This window comes from Nonomuraea sp. NPDC049714 (genome assembly GCF_044465295.1).
GTDB lineage: Bacteria > Actinomycetota > Actinomycetes > Streptosporangiales > Streptosporangiaceae > Nonomuraea.
In genome coordinates this window covers 110556-128882 of sequence record NZ_JBITLM010000001.1, presented here as the reverse complement: position 1 = coordinate 128882, position 18327 = coordinate 110556, and the positions used below count along the sequence as shown (strand labels likewise).

Here is an 18327-nt window from a genome sequence, read left to right as displayed (position 1 = left end):
CTACGCGCCGCCCCAGACGGGGATGTCGACCACGTCGTCGTGCTTCCAGGCGAGCTTGTCGCGCACCGCCACGACGCCGTCGACGTTGGCCGCCATGCGGGCGACGGCGATGGCCTCGGTGTGCCTGGTGACGACGCCCGACAGGATGACGACGCCGTCGGACACGCGGACGGTGACGGCGTCCGGAGGGCTCCACACGGCGGTGTCAGCCACGCTCTCCATCACCTGGCTCCTGATCTCCTCGTCGTCGCGGACGAACACCCTGATCAGGTCCAGCCGGCTGACGATGCCGACGAGCCTGCCGTCGGCGTCCACGACCGGCAGCCGCTTGACGCCACGGGAGTCCATCAGCCTGGCCGCCTGGACGACGCTCGCGTCGGGTGTGATGACGTGGGCCGGCGCGCTCATCAGCTGGCCCGCGGTCTCTCCCTTCGCCTTGTAGAAGCCGCTGCCCTCACCGCCGAAGGCGTGCCGTAGCCGGGCGCGCAGCGGCGGGCGGTAGTCGTCGCCGTAGTAGCGCTCCTTGAACTCCTCCTTCGCCAGCAGGTCGGCCTCCGAGACGACCCCCTGGACCCGGTCGTCGTCGTCCACCACAGGGACGCCACTGACGCCCCTGTCGATCAGCAACTCGGCCACGACGTGGAAGGAGGCGTCCTGGTGGACGGAGGCCACGTCGGTGGTCATCACGTCTCGCACGGTCATGCTCATGGCTGCTCCCGAAGTGCCTGCGCCAATGATCCTTCTCTGCCGGTACTGCCCCCCGCGTCCCTCGACAGGGGCGCGTCCACCCCATGGGATGGTCACGATCAGCATGGGGTGGCGGCATGGGCGGGTGCGAGACTTGTCCGTATGACGGAGAGCGAGCAGAGTCCGCTGATCCCCCAGATGCGGCTCGACGACCTGCTGGCCGAGCTGCAGGTCCGGCTGAACACCGTGCTGGCGACCCGGGATCGGGTGCACGCCCTGCTCGAGGCCGTGGTCTCGGTGGGCAGCGACCTCGACCTGGAGACCGTGCTGCGCCGCATCGTGGAGACCGCCACCAAGCTCGTCGACGCCAGTTACGGCGCGCTGGGCGTGGTCGGGCAGGAGAGCACGCTCGTGCAGTTCATCCCGGTGGGGCTGAGCGAGGAGGAGATCGCCGGGATCGAGCACTGGCCGCACGGGCTCGGCCTGCTCGGCCTGCTGATCAAGGACGCGCGGCCGCTGCGCATGGGCCGCATCTCCGATCACCCCGAGTCCTACGGCTTCCCGCCCGGACACCCGCCGATGGGCACCTTCCTCGGCGTGCCCATCAGGGTGCGCGACGAGGTCTTCGGCAACCTCTATCTGACGGAGAAGCGCGGCGGGGGAGAGTTCGACGAGGAGGACGAGGCCATCGTCATCGCGCTGGCCACCGCGGCCGGGGTCGCGGTCGAGAACGCCCGCCTGTACGAGGAGACCCGCCGGCGCGAGAAGTGGCTGCAGGCCTCCGCCGAGATCACCACCAGCCTGCTGTCCGGCGCCGCACCGCACCAGGTGCTCACCATGATGGCCCGCCGCGCCCAGCAGATGACCGACGCCGATCTTGTACAGGTGCTGCTGCCGGAGGAGAGCGGCGGGGTGCTGGGCGTGGACTTCGCCGAGGGCGAGTGCGGTGACGAGACGACCGAGCTCACCTTCGACCTGCGGGCGACGGCGGCCGGGCGGGTGTTCACCAGCGGCCGGGCCGCTTCGGCGGACGAGCTGCACGACGGTGACTGCCCGCTGCGGGACCTCGGCTACGGTCCCGAGCTGCTCATCCCGCTCGGCTCCGGCGCCACCGTGCGCGGCGTGCTGGCTCTGGCCAAGCGGTCCGGCCGGCTGCCCTTCAGCGGCGGCGACCTGCGCATGCTGGAGGCGTTCGCCGGTCAGGCGGCCATCGCGCTGGAGCTGGCCGAGACCCGCCGCGACGCCGAACGGCTCGGCCTGCTCGAAGACCGCGACCGCATCGCCAAGGACCTGCACGACGTGGTCATCCAGCGCCTGTTCGCCATCGCCATGACCCTCATGAGCGCGGTGCGGCTGGTGGACCGGCCGGAGGCGTCCAACCGGCTGCAGCACGCCATCAACGAGCTCGACGAGACCATCCGGCAGATCCGCTCGACCATCTTCGCCCTGCAGAGCCCCTCGGGCCCGGCCGGGCCCGGCCTGCGCTCCCAGATCGTCGACCTGGTCGAGTCCGCCCGCGGCCACCTGGGTTTCATGCCCGGCCTGCGGATGGAGGGCCAGCTGGACAACCGGGTGCCCGACGAGATCGCCGAGCACCTGCTGGCCGTCCTGCGCGAGGCGCTGTCCAACGTCGTGCGCCACGCCAAGGCGGCCAAGGCGGACGTGGCGGTGGAGGTGTCGCGCGACGAGCTCGCGCTGACCGTCCGGGACGACGGCGTGGGGCTGCCCCGCGAAGGCAGGCGCAGCGGGCTGCGCAACCTGGAGAAGCGGGCGACCGGGCTGGGCGGCTCCTTCGACGTCACCTCTGCCGAGGCGGGAGGCACCGTGCTCAGCTGGGTCGTCCCGCTCTGACCTCAGTCGTTCCGGTCCGCGCGCAGCCGCGCCGACAGGGCCGCCGCCTGGGTACGGCGCTGCATGTTCAGCTTGGACAGCAGGTTGGACACGTAGTTCTTGACCGTCTTCTCGGCCAGGAACATCCGCTCGCCGATCTGCCGGTTCGTCAGCCCCTCGCCGATCAGGTCGAGGATGTTCCGCTCCTGGTCCGACAGCGCGGCCAGCGGGTCCTGCCTGGCCGCCCGGTCCCGCAGCCGCTGCAGCATCGAGGCGGTGGTCTGCGGGTCGAGCAGCGACTGGCCGGAGGCCACCGTGCGGACCGCGCCGACCAGGTCCGAGCCGTGGATCTGCTTGAGCACGTAACCGGCCGCGCCGGCCATCACCGCGTTGAACAGCGCCTCGTCGTCGGCGTAGGAGGTGAGCATCAGGCAGGCCAGGCCCGGCACCTTGGAGCGCGCCTCGCGGCACACGTCCACCCCGTTGCCGTCGGGCAGCCGTACGTCGAGCACCGCCACGTCCGGTCTGAGGGCGGGGATGCGAGCGGTCGCGGACTCCGCGGTGCCCGCCTCGCCGACGACCTCTATGTCGTCCTCCGAGTCCAGCAGGGCGGCGACGCCCCGGCGGACCACCTCGTGATCGTCGACGAGGAACACGCGAATCATGTTCCGACCGTAGTCACCGGGGTCACGCCGGGGGAAGAGACCAAAGTCCTTTCGGCCGGGGCCGTCCGGCTGATGGGCCCGGATCTCCGGGGCATAGGCTCTCGAACACCGAGGAAAGAGGGCAGGCGCATGATCGTAGTGGGAGTCGACGGATCACGGGCGGGTCTGGAGGCCGTGGCATGGGCCGCCAGGGAGGCGGCGCTGCGCGAGGTGCCCCTGCGGATCGTGCACGTCATCACCGAGTGGGCGGCCGACACCGAGACCGGCCGCTACGCCGAGGTGGCCAGGTGGATGCGGCAGGGCGGCCAGTCCGTGCTGGCGACGGCCGAGGACCGCGCCCGCGCCGAGCGGCCCCGGCTCACCGTGGAGACGGCCCTGCTGCCCGGCGACCCGCGCGCCGCCCTGATCGGCGCGAGCGAGGGCGCCGATCTGCTGGTCCTCGGCAGTCACGGGCTCGGCGGCGTGCGCGGCATGCTGGTCGGCTCCGTCGCCCACGGCGTGACCGGGCGCGCGGCCTGCGACGTGGTGCTGGTGAGCGAGCTGCCGTCGCTGCCGCGCGGCGAGATCGTGGCGGGCGTCGACGGGTCGTCCGCCTCACCGGGCGTGCTGGACTTCGCGTTCGCCGAGGCGGAGTTGCGCGGCACCCGCGTGCGGGTGGTGTACGCCTGGACCTGGCCGGGGCCGGAGCCCGTCGACGAGGGCGACGAGCGGCTGGTGGTGCGGGAGGCCCTCGCCGGGCGCCGCGAACGCCACCCCGGCGTGGACGTGGTCGAGGAGATCGTGCAGGGGCACCCGGTGGAAGCGCTGAGACAGGCCGCGACGGGCGCGGACCTGCTGGTGGTCGGGTCTCGCGGGCGCGGCGCGTTCGCCGGTCTGGTGCTCGGCTCGGTCAGCCAGGCCCTGCTCCAGCGCTCGCCGTGCCCGCTGGCGGTGATCCGGACTCGCCGCTGACGTCGTCGGTCCTGTCGATCTGGATGTTCCACTCCGCCGCCAGCGCCGCCAGCGCGCTGACGGCGGTGATGACCGGCGCCAGGATGAACGCGCCCACGCCGACGGTGACCGGCACCTCCATCACGGTGTGCCCGCGGGAGTCCTTGACGATGATCCGGCGGACGTTCCCCTCGTGGATCAGCTTCTTCACCCTCTCGGCCAGCTCCGGGCCGCGTACCTTGGTCTCTTCCCTGGTGACGGTCATGTCCGGCGTTCCTCTCATCGGGCTACCTCTGGTTGAGGCTTCCCTCCGGCCGGGGCCGTGACCGTGATCAGCCGCCTCCGGGTCGTGAAGAACTCGCCCGGATCCCACAGCGGCAGGTAGATCCGCCCCGGAAACCCAGATGCGGCCCGCGAACGCACGCTGCTAATCTGCGCGCCATGCGCACCGCTCCGATCGAATAGCGCCCGGCACGAGGCATCCAGATCCTTGTGTCCGCATTCGCTAACGGAGCGTCACCGCATGATTCCCCTTCGACGGGACAGAAACTTCATCCTGCTTCTTTCCGGCCGCGTCATCTCCTACGCCGGCGATCAGATCCAGGACTTCGCCTTCCTGCTGCTCGTGCTGGCGATGACCGGCTCGTCCGGGCAGAGCGGCTTCGTCCTCGGCCTCAACACCGTCTCCTACCTGCTGTTCGGCCTGGTCGCGGGCGCGCTCGCGGACCGCTGGGACCGCAGGCGCACCATGATCTGGTGCGAGCTCGGCCGCGCCGCCCTCGCCGGCAGCGTCGCCGTCGCGCTGTGGCTGGATCGGCTCACGCTGCCCCATCTGTACGCGGTCGCCGCCCTGGCCGGGGTGCTGACCACCCTCTTCGAAGCGGCCGGCGCGGCGGCCCTGCCGAGCATCGTCGGCCCTGACCGGCTCTCCCGCGCGCTCGGCGTCACCCAGGGCGTGCTCAACACGCTGCGCGTGGGCGGCGCCTCGATCGCCGCCCTCGTCCACGGACTCGGCCGGACGGTGCCGTTCGTGGTGAACGCCGTCTCGTTCGTCGCCTCCGCGGCGACCCTCCGCCTGATGCGCGCGCCGTTCCAGGGGGAGCGGCCTGCCGCCGCACCCGCCGCACCCGCCGGCCGGGTCACCGCCGAGATCCGCGAAGGCCTCGGCTGGCTGTGGCGGCAGCCCGTGATCCGCCTGCTGGCCCTCGTCCAGACCGGAGACAACCTCAGGTACGGCGCCGGATACCTGGTCATCGTCACCCTCGCCCAGGGGGTCGGGGCGAGCCCGGCACAGATCGGGCTGATCTTCAGCGGCGCGGCGGTGGGCGCCCTGGCCGGATCGCTCCTCGCCGACCGGGTCACGCGCCGCTTCCCGCTGGGCGGGATCGCGGTGACCATGCTGTGGGTGGAGGCCCTGGTGTTCCCCCTGTACGCCGCCGCCCCCGGCCCGCTGCTGCTCGGCCTGGTCGCCGCTGCCGAATCCGTGATCGCGCCGATCTGCTCGGTGGCCATCGGCACCCACCGGCTCACCGTCACCCCCGAGCCGCTACGTGGCCGTACCTCCGCCGCCGTGCAGACCCTCACCATGGGCGCGCTGTCGATCGGCACCATGCTGGGCGGGGCCATGATCGCCGCCATCGGGCCGCAGGCCACGACACTCGCGCTGGGCGGCTGGCTCGCCCTGCTGGCCCTCTTCGCCACCGCGAACCGCGACGTCCGCACCGCCGCCCTCACCCCCGCCGAGCGTCCCTGAAGGCCGGGACGGCGCTGTCCCGCCGAGCGGCGCTCAGCGGGAGGGGGCCAGGGGGATGCGGAGGACGAGGCGCGCGCCGCGCTCCGAGTCTTCGACGGTCAGGTCGCCGCCGTGCCGGTGGGCGGTTTCTCTGGCGATCGCCAGCCCCAGTCCCGTGCCGCCCTGGTCCTTGTTGCGGGCCGCGTCCAGCCGGGCGAAGCGCTGGAACACGATCTCCCGCTGGTCGGGAGGGATGCCGAGGCCGTCGTCGGTCACGTCGAGCACCGCCACGTCGCCCTCACGCCGGGTCGAGATCGTCACGGTGGAGGCGGCGTGGCGGGCGGCGTTGTCCATGAGGTTGGTGAGCAGCCGGGCGAGCTCCAGCCTGTCCCCGCACACGAGCACGCCCGGCTGGAGGTCGGTGTGCACGCCCTTCATGGGAGCGCGGCGCCGCAGCTCGGACCTGACCAGCTCGCTCAGGTCCAGGCGGTCGTCCGCGCGCTCGGCCCCGGACTCCAGGCGAGCGAGCGTGAGCAGGTCGCCGACGATCGCCTCCAGCCGGTCGATGCTGGTCAGCAGCGCCTGCGCGGTCGAGGACCAGTGCGCCTGATCCGGGTGCATCAGGGACTCCTCCAGCTGGGTGCGGATGGCGGTGATGGGGCTGCGCAGATCGTGCGAGGCGTCGGAGGCGAACCGCCGCTGCTGCTCGACCGCCGCCTCCAGCCGGTCGAGGGTCCGGTTCGCGGTGTCGGCCAGCGTCCAGATCTCGTCCCGGTGCTCGGGCACGGGCACGCGGCGGCCCAGATCGGTCGAGGTGATCTCGGCCAGCTCCGCACTGATGGCTTCCACGGGGTCCAGGGTCCTGCTGACCGTGCGGTAGGCGCCGATCGCCGTGGCGCCGATCAGCAGCACGGACCCGACGAGGACCGCCGCCAGCAGCGAGTGATCGACGTACCAGGGGACGACGGGATCGGCGCCGTAGACCAGCCACTCGCCCCCAGGCCGGTCGATCTTCATGGCCACGACCGTCAGGCAGGTGTGCGGAAAGTCCGGCAGGTCGCAGATGACGTGGTCCGCTCGTACGCTCTGTCCGGGCGGGGAGAAGGAGGCCACCCGGGGTCTGCCGCGCATCCGCGCGTTCGCCGCCACGATCCGGCCGTCCGGGGCGACCACCTGGATGACGGCGATCCTGTGGTCGGGGAGCACGGAAGGGGTCGGGTTCCGCAGGATCTGGCGGATGACGTGCACGTCCGCGAGGAGAATCCGATTCGTCTGGTCACCGGTGGCATGGTCGTGGGCGCTCACCAGGATGACCCCGGACAGCGTCGTGCACAGCAACGCCATGACGACACTGGACAGCAGTGTCATCCGAGCCCGCACGGACAGGTCGCGCCTCAAGCTCACCATGCCTCTCCGCCCACCTGATCACGTTAGGTGCGCGTCGGGCGATCCTGCGGCGATGGCGAGGTAAGACACCACCAACTGTGAACCAAGACCATGCGAGCACCCCGCCTGGCACGGCTCGGGTGAAGCCGTCAACCGGCCGGCCGGGGGGAGCGGAGGCCGGAGATGACCATGTGGATCAGCAGGTCGTAGCTCTCGTCGAGCTCCTCACGCCGCTGGAAGGCGCCCGCCGCCTCCAGGACCCCGAACCCGTGGACGGCCGCGCGCAGGCAGCGCGCCGCGTGGATCGCCTCCGCCCCTTCCAGGTCGTACGCGCGCAACGCGGCGAGCATGACGTTCACCAGCCGCTCGCCCGCCGCGGCCGTGGCCGGTTCCGGAGACTGGAGCATCGCCGAGTAGCGGTGCGGGTGCCGGGTGACGTACGAGCGCCAGGCGCGCATGAGGGCGCGGAGCGCGTCGTCGCCCGAACGGCCGAGCACGGCCTCGCTCGCCAGGCTCTCGATCTCCTCCATGATCCGTCCGGAGACCAGGGCGCGCAGCTCGGCGAGGCTGCGTACATGCTTGTAGAGCGACGGCGGCGCGACCGCCGCGCGCCCGGCGACTGCGGACAGGGTCAGCGCGCCGGCCCCCTCCTCGTCGACGATCCGCAGCGCGTGATCGACGACCGCCGCGGGAGACAGCATCGCTCTAGCCAAGGCTCCGCTCCTTGAGGAACCGCAGCATCGCGGTGGCGACGTCGTCGGGGAACTGCGCGTGCGGGTAGTGGCCGGCGCCTTCGATCAGCACGACCCTGCCGATCCCCGCCGGCATGCCCGCGACGACGCCGTCCGCCTCGGCCCGGGGGTCGTTCCAGTCGGGGTCCAAGGAGCCCATGAGGACCAGGGCGGGGCAGGAGACCCGGCCGAGCAGGGCGCCCGCGTCGGTGGGGGCGGACATACCCATCTTGGTGACCACGGCCATCCGGCCGGGCCCGCGCAGCTCGCCCTCCAGCGTGCTGAGGTAGTCGGCGAAGTCGGCCGGCTTGGCCCCCGGATAGGCGTGGGCCAGGTAGCTCTTCCACATCCCGACGCTGCGGAACAGGGCGGTGCCCATGAGCCGCAGCATGCCCTTGCGATAGCGGGGGTTGCGCAGCAGGCCGCCGAGATCGGTTTGCTGCGCCCGGGTGAACGGGCCGATCTCCACGACGGCGCTGACCAGCTCGGGCTCCCGCGCCGCCGCGATGGTGGCGGAGCCGCCCGCGAACGAGTGGCCCACGACCACGGCCGGACCCCCCAGCCGGCGGATCAGCGCCAGGATGTCGCCGGCCGTGTCGGTGCGGGTGTAGGAGGGCCAGCCGGTGGTGGAGTCGCCGTGACCGCGCAGGTCCAGGTTCGCCACCCGGTATCCGGCCGTCACCAGCCGGGGGATCAGGAAGCGGTAGGCCCGCCTGCTGTCGCCCATGCCATGGACCAGCACGACGAGCGGCCCTTCACCCGACACCTCGTAGCCGAGCCGCCCGCCGTCGACCTCAAGAAACGCCGTCATGTCCGCCTCCAGGAATGATTGATAGCCATCAAGCTAATGCCATTAGCCGCTGTTGGCAAGCCGCCCCAGACGCCCGGCGTCGATCTCAGGGACGGGTGAGCTGTCCGTGCAGGCGGCGCGCCTGCCGTACCAGCTCGCTGTCGCGTGCCCGGCCGGCCGGCTCCGCGACCTCCGGCAGCTCGCCCCGCGCGCCCGCCCACTCCGCCACGTCGGCCGCGAGCGTCATCAGCCGGGTATGCGCGGTCGTGGCCCGCCCGCCCGGCCCTGGCAGGTAGGCGGGCAACAGTCCGGTCATCACCTGCCAGACCTCCTGGTGCGCGCCCTGCTCCGCCGCCACCCGCAACGCGGCGAAGACGTCGGCCGGGCGGTCCTCGCCGCGCAGGAGCAGGGTGGCCAGCTGCCTGCCGAGCTCCACGCCGGGCAGGCCACCCGTGGCGGCCAGGCGCAGCAGCGGTCCTACGCCCCCGCCGTCGGGCCCGTCGAGCAGGTAGTGGGCCAGCAGCAGCGCCACGCCGGGACCGGCGGGCCCTTCGGCGGCGACCAGCCGGTCGAGATCCTCGATCGAGGCTCTGGCCAACGGCCAGGACGACTTCAGCGCGTACACGCAGCGGGCCGCGGCCAGCTCCCGATGCCCGGCGAAGACGGCGAGCAGCTCTTCGCAGGACTCGTCCTGATGGCGGAAGTCGAGAAGATCACCCAGCAGCTCCGCATACTCCGGCTCCGCCACGTACTCGGCGGAGATTCGGATGTCGCGATCGTGAGCCGTCCAGCGCAGCGTCACCCGCGGCTCGGCGGGCCGCTCGGTCAGCCACCTGGCGACCGTGCGCCCCGCCTCCCCGGTGAGGCTCGCCGCCCGCGCGGCCACCTCCCCGGTGACGGTCCGGCGCAGCCGCAGCAGCGCCTGCCGCAGGTCCAGCGGCAACGCCGGCACGCCCGCACGCTCGTATCCCGCCACCCGCTCCACCAGCGTCTCCGCGTCGAGCAGGCCGCCGGCGTGGGTGGGCGTGCTGAGCAGGTACGGGGGCAGCCGCCCGGCCAGCTGCGCCTGGTAGACCTCCGCGAAGCGAGCGAGCGGCATGAGCTTCCCGGTCGAGCCCTGAACCGTGACGGGAACGCGTTCGGCGACGCTGGGAGCGCCGTGCTGACGAGCGGTGCGCTCGGCGCCGGGCTGGACCAGCTCCCTGGCCATCGCCGTGGCCCATTCGGTGAGCGACCACCACGGTCTGCTCCGATACTGGTCGTCTCCGCAACGCGCCGCCAACGGCGCGAGGGCGGTGGCCAGTCGTGCACGGTCCGGCTGAGCCGCCAGGTGGACGAAGCCCTCCAGCCAGATCTCGGCGCTCAGCCAGTCGGACGCGAAGAGCCGGAGTCGTGCCAGTGTCTCCGGCTGCCGCGTCGGCGGCGGCATCCGCCCCGGTTCCGGCACCGGCGGGAGCGGCGGGGGACGGAAAGGCGCGGGCTCCGGCTCGATCGCGGCCGTACCGCCGAACGCCGCCGCCAGGTCCGCGCCCTGCCGCGCGGGCAGCATCGCGACGGCGTCCCTGATCGTCTCGGCCCCGAGCGGACCGAACCGTCCCGCGTGCTTGACCGCCAGCCGCACGGCGCGCTCACGGGCGTCACCCGACTCGCACACCAGCGCGGTGCCCAGGGCGGCGGCGTAGGCGTCCAGGTCGCCGACCGGATCCTTCAGCAGCCGGTCGAGCCAGGCCAGCCCGGCCCGTACCAGCTTGCCCTCACTGCGGAACAGCAGCCCCTCGACGGCTTCACCCGCCTGGTCAGGCGGCACCGGACCAGTACGGCGGACCTGCTTGAGCGCCAGGTCGGCGACGTTAGCCGGTGCGGTGGCGAGCAAGGCCAGGTAGTCACGCTGATGCGGGGCGACCTCCTCCTCGGCCGGGTCGAGCAGCTCGTGCAGGCGCAGGAAGAAACGCTGGTCGGCCGCCTGACCGCCGCGCAGGAACCGGCTGCGGCACCCGGTGAGCAGCATCTCGCGCCGCACTCTGCCGCCACCGGCCGGCTCGGCCAGCTCGGCCAGGGCGGCGGGCAGGTCCTGGTCGGCACGCAGGAACCTGCCCACGCCCTCCGCCTCGAACAGCCTGGGCGCCATCACCTCCAGCAGTGGATCATCCGCCAGCCGCTCGACTGGGGTGGCGGCGATCCAGGCGAGCGTGAGCGGGTCGTGCTCGGGCGGCGCGGCTCCGGTGACACGCAGCAGCTCCAGGGCTAGTCGCGCCCGCCGATCGGGCTCGGGCCGCAGGCTCCGCAAGCGCGCCGCCAGCCGTACGGCGAGGTCCTCCCGCCAGGCGGCGGGCCGGGCCGCCACGACCTGAAGGATCAGCGGGACGTCGTCGATCTCCGGAGTCTCCCAGCCGCGCTCGAAGTCGCGCCTGTTGAGCCAGGTCACGACGGCCGCGGCACCCGGGATGACGCCCGCTCCCGCGACTCGCATCGGCTCCATCCAGCGGTCGCGTACGGGAAGGTTGTGGTACTCGTGCACCCCGTCCATCTCCCAGATCGATCGGTGCGTCCGCTGCGCCTCCTCGTGCAGCGCCGCCCACCAGGCCTCGCGCTCCTGATCCCGTTGCCGGTCCCTGCGCCGGCCGGCCTCGCGTGCCGCCGGCAGGTGGCGCGGCAACTCCCGCGCCACCTCACGGCGCTGGGCCTCGTCGAATCCCCCGACCAGAGCGGCGACGGCGGCGGCGTCCTCGGCGTCTATCGCCGCGTGGATGTCCGTCCATGCGTTCGTCATGATCGGGACAATAGGGGCGCCCGCCGACAATTATTCGATCTTGCGTAGGTCGTGCCGCGCCGGAGCTCCTGGTCGTCGCCGCCCGCGTCAGGCCTGGGGGAGCCGCAGCCGCATGGCGGGGTCCGGGGTGCGGGTGAAGCCCAGCGAGCGGTAGAGCGGCTCGCCCTCCTCCGACGCCCGCAGGAAGACCGCCATGATGCCCTGGTCCCGGTACCAGTCGAGCAGGGCCGTCACGCACTGCCGCGAGTAGCCGCGCCGCCGCTGGTCCGGATCCGTGGCGACGCTGAACATGTCGGCGGCGGCCCGCCGCCAGTCGTCCCCGGCCGGATCCCGCCCGCTCATGTGGGCCGGCAGCACCGCCCGCAGCCGGACCAGCTCGTCGGCGTCCGCCGCCGTCGCCCTGCGCGCCTCATCCATCGGCGGGGCCGCCCGTCAACCAAGCCCGCTGTACGGTCTCGTACCCGATCACCGTGATCTCCTCCTGCCGCAGCAGCTCGCGGGCCTCGGGGGAGGTCAGGAACTCGTAGTCGGTACGGCGCACCCGCCAGCCGTCCGGATCCACCGTCTGGGACTCCGCGTCGCCCAGGCCGGGATGGACCGCCCATTCGCTGAGCCCCGGCGGCAGGTCGCGCAGCATCCGGGCGTACCGGGCCTGCTTGCCGTCGAGGTCGAGGGAGAAGCTGTCCAGGAAGGGGTGGTCGATGGCCGGCCGGCCGCGCCGCCGCGTCTTGCCGCGTCCGGGCTCCAGCCAGACCCGCGCCGCCAGGCCGTACTCCCCGGCCAGCGCCACGGTCAGGTCGAAGATCTCCTCCCGGCCGCCGTCGGCCAGGCAGTGCCAGTCCAGATGGGTCGGCGACAGCCCGGCGGCGAGCACGGCCTCGATCTGGGCGCGGAACTCCACCTCGACCTCGTCCAGCCGGGCCTGGGCGAGCAGGCCGCCGATCTCCGCGAACAGTTCGCCGTCCGGGGCGAGCAGCGAGGGCACCTTCTCCCTGGCGGTCAGCGGCCCCCACCGGTGGCCGGGCATCTCACAGGTCAGCGTGAGATGGATGCCGGACGGGATCTCCGGCCGCTGCCGGAGCAGGCGCATGGCGTCGGCCGCTCCCGGGCAGGGAGGCATGAGACTGCACGAGACGGCGATCCCCTCCTCGATCGAGGCGACGACCGCGGCGTTGATCGCCTGGTGCATCCCGAAGTCGTCGCAGTTGAGCATGAGCACGCGGGCTTCTGGGGCAAAGCCAAGCAACTCGTTCGACGTGAGGTCCATGAGCACAGCATGGGCTGTCGATCCGGCCGCAGGCCATTCGTTTAAGGGATGAGGGACCGCCGCCCAGCGAAGGAGCACACCCATGACCGTCCTGCTGAACGACCTGGTGATCGGCGAGTCGCCGCGCTGGCACGACGACCGGCTCTGGTTCTGCCACTGGGGAGCGCACGAGATCATCGCCGTCGGCCTCGACGGCGACAGCGAGGTCGTCCTCCGCGACCCGGAGATCAGCCCGCACTCCATCGACTGGCTGCCCGACGGCCGCCTGCTGATCGTGCCGAAGAACGCCGAGCCCAAAGGCCGTCTCCTGCGCCAGGAGCCCGACGGGTCACTGGTCGGCCACGCCGATCTGAGCGGCCTGCCCAGCGGGTTCAACGAGATCGTCGTCGACGGCCGCGGCAACGTCTACGTCAACGGCGCCGACTTCGACTTCCTGGCCTTCCTCGAACGACTCCAGAGCGAGGGCCCCGACGCCATGAACGTCCCGCTGCGGGACAGGCCCGACTTCGTCCCCGGATACATCGCGCTGATCACCCCCGACGGCACGGCCCGCCAGGTGGCCGACGGCATCGAGTTCCCCAACGGGATGGTGGTGACGCCCGACAACGGCACGCTGATCATCTCGGAGTCGTTCGCCGGCCGGCTCACCGCGTTCGACATCGCCGCCGACGGCAGCCTGTCGAACCGCCGCGTCTGGGCCGACGGCCTCGGCCCCGACGGCATCTGCCTCGACGCCGACGGCGCCATCTGGACCTCGATCGGTGAGACCGACTGTGTACGGGTCCGCGAAGGCGGCGAGGTGCTGCAGCGGATCGAGCTCGACCGCAGCCCGTTCGCCTGCATGCTCGGCGGCCCGGACCGCCGGACGCTGTTCATCATGGCCGCCCGGTGGAACCCGGCGGACCCGTTCGGCGGGCCCAGGACCGGCCAGGTGCTCGTCGTCCCCGCGCCCGCGCCGGGCGTCGGCCGGCCCTGACACGCCGTACGTTCAGGCCGACGGGGTGATCGGCCCGTGCAGCCGGACCCCCTCGGCGGCCAGCCGCTCGTCGTACGCTCCCGCCAGGTCGCGCAGCGCCTGCCCGGCGTCGCCCTGGTAGGCGGGGCCGTGCATGAGGCAGAGCGTCTCCGGCTGCAGCACGGCCAGCGCGCGGATGGCGGGGCCGGTCCCCGGAGTGAGACAGGTCGCGCCGTAGGCGTCCTCGGCGGTCAGGGCCGGGCCGACGATCTCCTTGTCGGTGAGCGCCGGAGCCTCGCCCATCGCGGTGAACAGGTCGCCGCAGAGCAGCGTCCCCGTCGTCTCCTCGAAGAACAGGCCCGCGTCCCAGCCGTGCGGCACGTGCGGCGTCTCGATCCGCCGCACCCGCCGCCGGCCCAGCTCCAGAAGCTCGCCGTCGGCCAGCGGCCGGGGCGGCCGGTCCGCCAGGTCGTTGACGTTCACCAGGCAGCCCACCACCCCGTGCGCCACCTGTGAGTGAGGCGCGGCGGCGAGCCAGGCGTTCATGGACCCGCACTCGTCGGCCTCGACATGCCCGAAAGTGATCCAGCGCAGCCGCTCGACCGGCATCACCCGCCCCAGCGCCGCGGACACCGACGGGAACAGCGCCCGCAGGCCGGTGTGGAACAGCAGGGGCTCCTCGGCGTCGATCAGATACTGGTTGAACATGATCCCGGCATCCGGGACGAAGGTCGACAAGCGGTAGATGTCCGGTGCGACCTCGGTGACGGTGGTGTCCATCCGGCTCCTCCCCCCGGAGTGCTTCCCCCGCCCACCATCGTGCCACGGAGTGGGAACGTACGCTGATCTGCGTATTTCATCGCGAAACCGATCCCGCGACCCGGTGCGCTGGTCGGCCTGGCGCCGGCGGTATGGCAGGACGTGGCCACGATCCCGGTCATCTACGCTGGCCGGGTTCCTGCTCGCCGGCTCGGCGACCAGGTGACGTGCACGGCCGCGGGTCCGATGTCGACCCCGTTGCGGATCCACTCGATCCGGTCGACGGCCTCCTGGAGTTCGAGGCCGGGCAGCCGCCGGGCCAGGGCGCCCAGCGCGGCGGCCACCTCCACGCGGGCCAGGGACGCGCCCAGGCAGTAGTGCAGTCCGTGCCCGAACACCAGGGACGGGCTGGACCGCCGCTCCGGTGCGAACCGGTCGGGGTCGGCGAAGTGCGCGGGGTCGCGGTGGGCGGCTTCGAGCCGGACCAGCACCATGTCACCGGCGCTGATCGCGACACCGGCCAGGTCGAGGTCTTCCTGGGCGTAGCGGGGGAAGGGCTCGCCGGTCAGCCCGGCCTGCATGCGCAGCACCTCCGCCACGATCGCGTCGGTCCGTTCGGGAGCCGAGGTCGCCAGTGCGGCGAGCCGTCCTTCGGTCGCGAGCCGGATCGTACCGGTCGAGATGGCGTTGCAGACCGACAGGTAGCCCGCCGAGACGATGGTGGTGGTCATCGCGACGAGTTCGGTGTCGCTGAGCCGCCCATCGCCGGTGTCGCGTACCGCGATCAAGGCGCTGAGCAGGTCGTTCCCGGGTTGCTCCCGCTTGGCGGTCACCATCGCGGCGGCGAAGTCGCCGAGTGCCTCCCACGCCTGCGCGGCCGCGGCCATGTCCTCCTCCGAGCCGAAGACGAAGTCGGCGCCGCTCGCCGCGTCGACCAGGTCACGGAAGTGCTCGCGCGCGCCGGCCGCCACGCCGAGCAGCTCGCCGATCATGGTGATCGCCAGGGGCGCCGCGAGTCCGGTGACGAGGTCGGCGGGCGGGCCGGTGCGGGCGATCGCCGAGACGAGCTCGGCGGCCAGTTCCTCGGCACGCGGGCGCAGCGCGGCCAGCCTCCGGGAGCTGAAGGCCGTCGACACCAGCCGGCGGAGCCGGGCATGAGCCTCGCCGTCCTGGAACAGGGTGTCGTTGCCGGGATACCCGGCGCCGGGCGGCGCCAGCCCGAACCGGCGGTCGGCCAGCACCGTCGCGACGGTGTCGTAGGAGGTGGCCAGCCAGGCAGGCCGCCCGTCCGGGGCGAGCACGGCGGACACGGGCGCCGCTTCGCGCAGCGGCGCGTAGTCCGGCGGTGGTTCCATGGGGTGGGGCCGGTCGAACGGCAATGTCGTCATGGCGTGGACACCTTTCGGTCAGTGAGGAGCCGGACCACCTGGCGGATGACCTCCGCCTGGGCCGGGGCGAGCTCATGGAGGAAGGGTTCGACCGACTCGGCGCTCCAGCCCGGCGGGCCGGGCGTCGGATCGGTCAGCAGGTGCTCGGTGGTGTAGGCGGCGAGCGCCGAGGCCAGGGGCTCGATCCGGGCGTCGTCCGGCGCGGCCCCGGCCGGCTCGTCCAGCCGCCGGTAGAAGTCGTGGCCCAGGGCCGTCATGGCGGGATCGGCGGCCGGCGTCGCGAACCTCGCGGAGGAGCGTTCGCGGTCGGGTGCGGGCGTCATGCCGTCCAGCAGCACCAGCACGTCACGATCCCACGCCGCCGCCGCCTCCGACGACGGGACGATCGTCCGCGACGAGGTCACCGGCCTCCTCCGCCCGAGCTCGACCAGGCGGCGGACCCGTGCCAGGACGATCGCGTCCCGTAGGCCGTACTCGCGATAGCCGTTGGCGCGGCGGGACGGCTCCGGCAGGACACCCTGACGGTGGTAACGGCGCACGGTCCGGGTGGACACCCCGAGCAGCGCGGCGAGTTCTCCGATCCGCATGCCTCCCAGTCAAGACGTTGACGTCGCGTCAAGGTCAAGCCCTGGTGATCGGGTCTTCCTGACTGGTCAGGGGAGGTGCAGAAAGTCTTATTGATCTTTGGGAGCCAAACGGGGAGCCAGTGCTCTACCCGGTTTGAGACTTGAAGATCTTGTCCATCACGACGGCGCCCTCTGTGAGCGCTGGTCGGATCTCGTGCCGGTAGACGGTCTCGGTTACGTGCGTTGACGAGTGGCCAACGAGGCGTGCGATCTCCTCAAGGGCCACGTTGTGAGCGGACAGCAGGGACACGAAGCTGTGCCGCAGTTCGCGTGGGCACCAGTTCGAGCCGATGCCGGCCGCCTCTGTGATGATCTGGAATTCGCGCCAGACGTACCAGCGGTTCATCGGGGTTCTGTCTTCGCGCCGGAACACGTGCGCGGTGTCTTCTCCCCGTTCGCCGGACGCGAGGCGTTCCGCTTGTCTGGCCGTGTGCAGCTCTTTCAGGACGCGGAGACCCTGTTTGGAGACTTTGAGGACTCGGCGTGATTTCCGTGTCTTGGTTTCTCCCTTCACTCGTTCCGATCGGTAGACCGCGATCGTGCCTGCTTTAAGATCGACCTCCGTCCATCGGAGGGCGCGAGCCTCTTCCGTTCGTAGCCCGCTGAGAAGGCACAGGATCACGTATGCCTTGAGCGGGCTGGATAGCGCGGCGCGGATAACTGCCTTTGCTTGTTCCAGATTGAGGGCTTTTGACGGGCGGCCCTCTTGTCCCTCAGGGGCGTCAACGAGGTTCGCGACGTTTCGTTGTACCTTGTCCCTCCTTTCGGCGTGGCGTATTGCTCGCCGGACGATTTGATGGATCAGACGGAGTGACCGAGTGGAGAGCACTTCGGCTCGATCCTCCAGCCAGTCGTCCAGCTCATCGGCGGTCAGCCTCTTGAGCTTCACTCTGCCGATGTAGGGGAGGATGTGGTGGACGGCCATCGACCGGTAGTTGCGTACGGTGCCCTGCTGGTCGCGGCCTTTGAGGCCCTTCTCAAGCCAGTCGTTGATGCAGTCCTCGACGGTGTAGCCCTCCCCCGTCTTGATGCCCGACTCCAGCTCTTCGACTGCCTCGATGAGCTTGTCCTTGACTTCGGTCTTGGTCCTCCCCTTGCGCTTGATCCGTTGCCGCTTGCCGTGTGTGTCGAACCCTAGTGATAGGGCTCCTGTGTACCCGTTGCCTTCCGGGTAAATGCTCGCTTGATACTTGCCGATGTAGATGGTGGCCATCACGCTCCCTTCACGTTGTTCTGTCGGGCCGTGTCCCGGTCTGCCGTCGAGGCGTACCACCGGTTTCGTGGCGACCGGGACTCTTTGTCTTGTGGCGACTTATGTATTCATCGATGGCCTTGCGAATGACGTAGGCCATGTCTCGATCCTGCTCCTCTGCGATCTCCTGCAGTTGTCGCCGGCGTTCCGTGTCCAGCCGCAGCGTGTAGTTCTCTGTCGGCAACGCGCTCTCCCTTCCTCCTCGGGTTCGATGCGGTTCCGTTCACGGAGTATGTGCCGGGGTGCATTGCACTGCAATGCAGTCTGCGGAATTAGTCTTGATCGATTGGTTCGAGGGATGCGATGAAGTCGGCGAGATGTTGATCAGTGATCCGCCTCAACCGACCGATCTTGATGCTCTTGAGCTGACGGGTCCGGATCAGCTCATAGATCTTGTCCCGCCCTACGTGTAGCAGCTCGGCTACTTCCTCGACTTTGTACGCCTTCAGATGCCTCACCTCCCCTCTCTGCGGCTCCTGTGCTTCGTAGGAAATTACGCTCCGTGTTTGTCTCACTGTCTCGTCTCAGCGCGTCTATTACCCCTTAGGTGCAGGCGCGC

Annotated in this window: 18 protein-coding genes; 4 read left to right on the top strand and 14 right to left on the bottom strand. The window is 71.3% G+C overall.

The features are described 5' to 3' along the window. Positions 1-708 carry a CBS domain-containing protein gene (locus ACIBQX_RS00710; RefSeq protein WP_396999243.1) on the bottom strand — a complete coding sequence of 236 codons (708 nt, stop codon included), beginning with the start codon at positions 706-708 and terminating at the stop codon, positions 1-3. A 141-nt stretch (positions 709-849) separates the two neighbouring features. Between ACIBQX_RS00710 and ACIBQX_RS00705 the strand changes: the two genes are divergently transcribed. Then, positions 850-2538, top strand: coding sequence for a GAF domain-containing protein (locus ACIBQX_RS00705; RefSeq protein WP_396999242.1), 1689 nt, complete (start codon positions 850-852; stop codon positions 2536-2538). A 2-nt stretch (positions 2539-2540) separates the two neighbouring features. Here the strand turns inward: ACIBQX_RS00705 and ACIBQX_RS00700 are convergent, their stop codons facing one another. Next, positions 2541-3182, bottom strand: a complete 642-nt coding sequence (locus tag ACIBQX_RS00700; protein WP_396999241.1) for a response regulator — start codon at positions 3180-3182, stop codon at positions 2541-2543. Positions 3183-3311: 129 nt separating this feature from the next. Between ACIBQX_RS00700 and ACIBQX_RS00695 the strand changes: the two genes are divergently transcribed. After that, positions 3312-4133, top strand: coding sequence for a universal stress protein (locus ACIBQX_RS00695; protein ID WP_396999240.1), 822 nt, complete (start codon positions 3312-3314; stop codon positions 4131-4133). On the opposite strand, the gene ACIBQX_RS00690 is transcribed toward ACIBQX_RS00695, so the two are convergent. Continuing rightward, complete coding sequence (locus ACIBQX_RS00690; protein ID WP_396999239.1) at positions 4072-4377, bottom strand: DUF4342 domain-containing protein; 306 nt, start codon at positions 4375-4377, stop codon at positions 4072-4074. The genes ACIBQX_RS00695 and ACIBQX_RS00690 overlap by 62 nt on opposite strands. A gap of 258 nt (positions 4378-4635) precedes the next feature. Here ACIBQX_RS00690 and ACIBQX_RS00685 point away from each other — a divergent pair, with 258 nt between their 5' ends. Continuing rightward, positions 4636-5865 (top strand): MFS transporter, encoded by a 1230-nt coding sequence (locus ACIBQX_RS00685; RefSeq protein ID WP_396999238.1) that lies wholly within the window; start codon positions 4636-4638, stop codon positions 5863-5865. A gap of 33 nt (positions 5866-5898) precedes the next feature. On the opposite strand, the gene ACIBQX_RS00680 is transcribed toward ACIBQX_RS00685, so the two are convergent. The 6 genes from ACIBQX_RS00680 to ACIBQX_RS00655 form a co-directional block, all read right to left on the bottom strand. Further along, positions 5899-7251, bottom strand: coding sequence for a sensor histidine kinase (locus ACIBQX_RS00680; RefSeq protein ID WP_396999237.1), 1353 nt, complete (start codon positions 7249-7251; stop codon positions 5899-5901). 128 nt (positions 7252-7379) lie between these two features. Then, the gene (locus ACIBQX_RS00675) at positions 7380-7943 is read right to left on the bottom strand and encodes a TetR/AcrR family transcriptional regulator (protein ID WP_396999236.1); all 564 of its coding nucleotides are present in this window, start codon (positions 7941-7943) and stop codon (positions 7380-7382) included. Continuing rightward, complete coding sequence (locus ACIBQX_RS00670) at positions 7936-8772, bottom strand: alpha/beta fold hydrolase (protein WP_396999235.1); 837 nt, start codon at positions 8770-8772, stop codon at positions 7936-7938. Before ACIBQX_RS00670 ends, ACIBQX_RS00675 begins: the two co-directional genes overlap by 8 nt. Before the next feature lie 85 nt (positions 8773-8857). Then, entirely contained in the window at positions 8858-11521 is a 2664-nt protein-coding gene (locus ACIBQX_RS00665; RefSeq protein ID WP_396999234.1) for a DUF6493 family protein, read from the bottom strand. An 87-nt stretch (positions 11522-11608) separates the two neighbouring features. After that, on the bottom strand, positions 11609-11938 hold the full coding sequence (locus ACIBQX_RS00660) for a GNAT family N-acetyltransferase (RefSeq protein WP_396999233.1): 330 nt from the start codon (positions 11936-11938) through the stop codon (positions 11609-11611). Beyond that, on the bottom strand, positions 11931-12788 hold the full coding sequence (locus ACIBQX_RS00655; protein WP_396999232.1) for a polysaccharide deacetylase family protein: 858 nt from the start codon (positions 12786-12788) through the stop codon (positions 11931-11933). Before ACIBQX_RS00655 ends, ACIBQX_RS00660 begins: the two co-directional genes overlap by 8 nt. A gap of 82 nt (positions 12789-12870) precedes the next feature. On the opposite strand from ACIBQX_RS00655, the gene ACIBQX_RS00650 reads away from it, so the two are divergent. Next, the gene (locus tag ACIBQX_RS00650; RefSeq protein WP_396999231.1) at positions 12871-13764 is read left to right on the top strand and encodes an SMP-30/gluconolactonase/LRE family protein; all 894 of its coding nucleotides are present in this window, start codon (positions 12871-12873) and stop codon (positions 13762-13764) included. A gap of 12 nt (positions 13765-13776) precedes the next feature. Here ACIBQX_RS00650 and ACIBQX_RS00645 read toward each other — a convergent pair whose 3' ends face one another. The 5 genes from ACIBQX_RS00645 to ACIBQX_RS00625 all read right to left on the bottom strand — a co-directional run bounded on the left by ACIBQX_RS00645 (position 13777) and on the right by ACIBQX_RS00625 (position 18226). Next, complete coding sequence (locus tag ACIBQX_RS00645) at positions 13777-14523, bottom strand: hypothetical protein (protein WP_396999230.1); 747 nt, start codon at positions 14521-14523, stop codon at positions 13777-13779. A gap of 161 nt (positions 14524-14684) precedes the next feature. Further along, the gene (locus ACIBQX_RS00640) at positions 14685-15890 is read right to left on the bottom strand and encodes a cytochrome P450 (RefSeq protein ID WP_396999229.1); all 1206 of its coding nucleotides are present in this window, start codon (positions 15888-15890) and stop codon (positions 14685-14687) included. Then, entirely contained in the window at positions 15887-16477 is a 591-nt protein-coding gene (locus ACIBQX_RS00635; RefSeq protein ID WP_396999228.1) for a MerR family transcriptional regulator, read from the bottom strand. The genes ACIBQX_RS00640 and ACIBQX_RS00635 overlap by 4 nt, the downstream gene beginning before the upstream one ends. Before the next feature lie 124 nt (positions 16478-16601). Continuing rightward, on the bottom strand, positions 16602-17729 hold the full coding sequence (locus tag ACIBQX_RS00630; RefSeq protein WP_396999227.1) for a tyrosine-type recombinase/integrase: 1128 nt from the start codon (positions 17727-17729) through the stop codon (positions 16602-16604). Between the two features lie 311 nt (positions 17730-18040). Next, positions 18041-18226 (bottom strand): helix-turn-helix domain-containing protein, encoded by a 186-nt coding sequence (locus ACIBQX_RS00625; protein WP_396999226.1) that lies wholly within the window; start codon positions 18224-18226, stop codon positions 18041-18043. Positions 18227-18327: the final 101 nt, after the last annotated feature.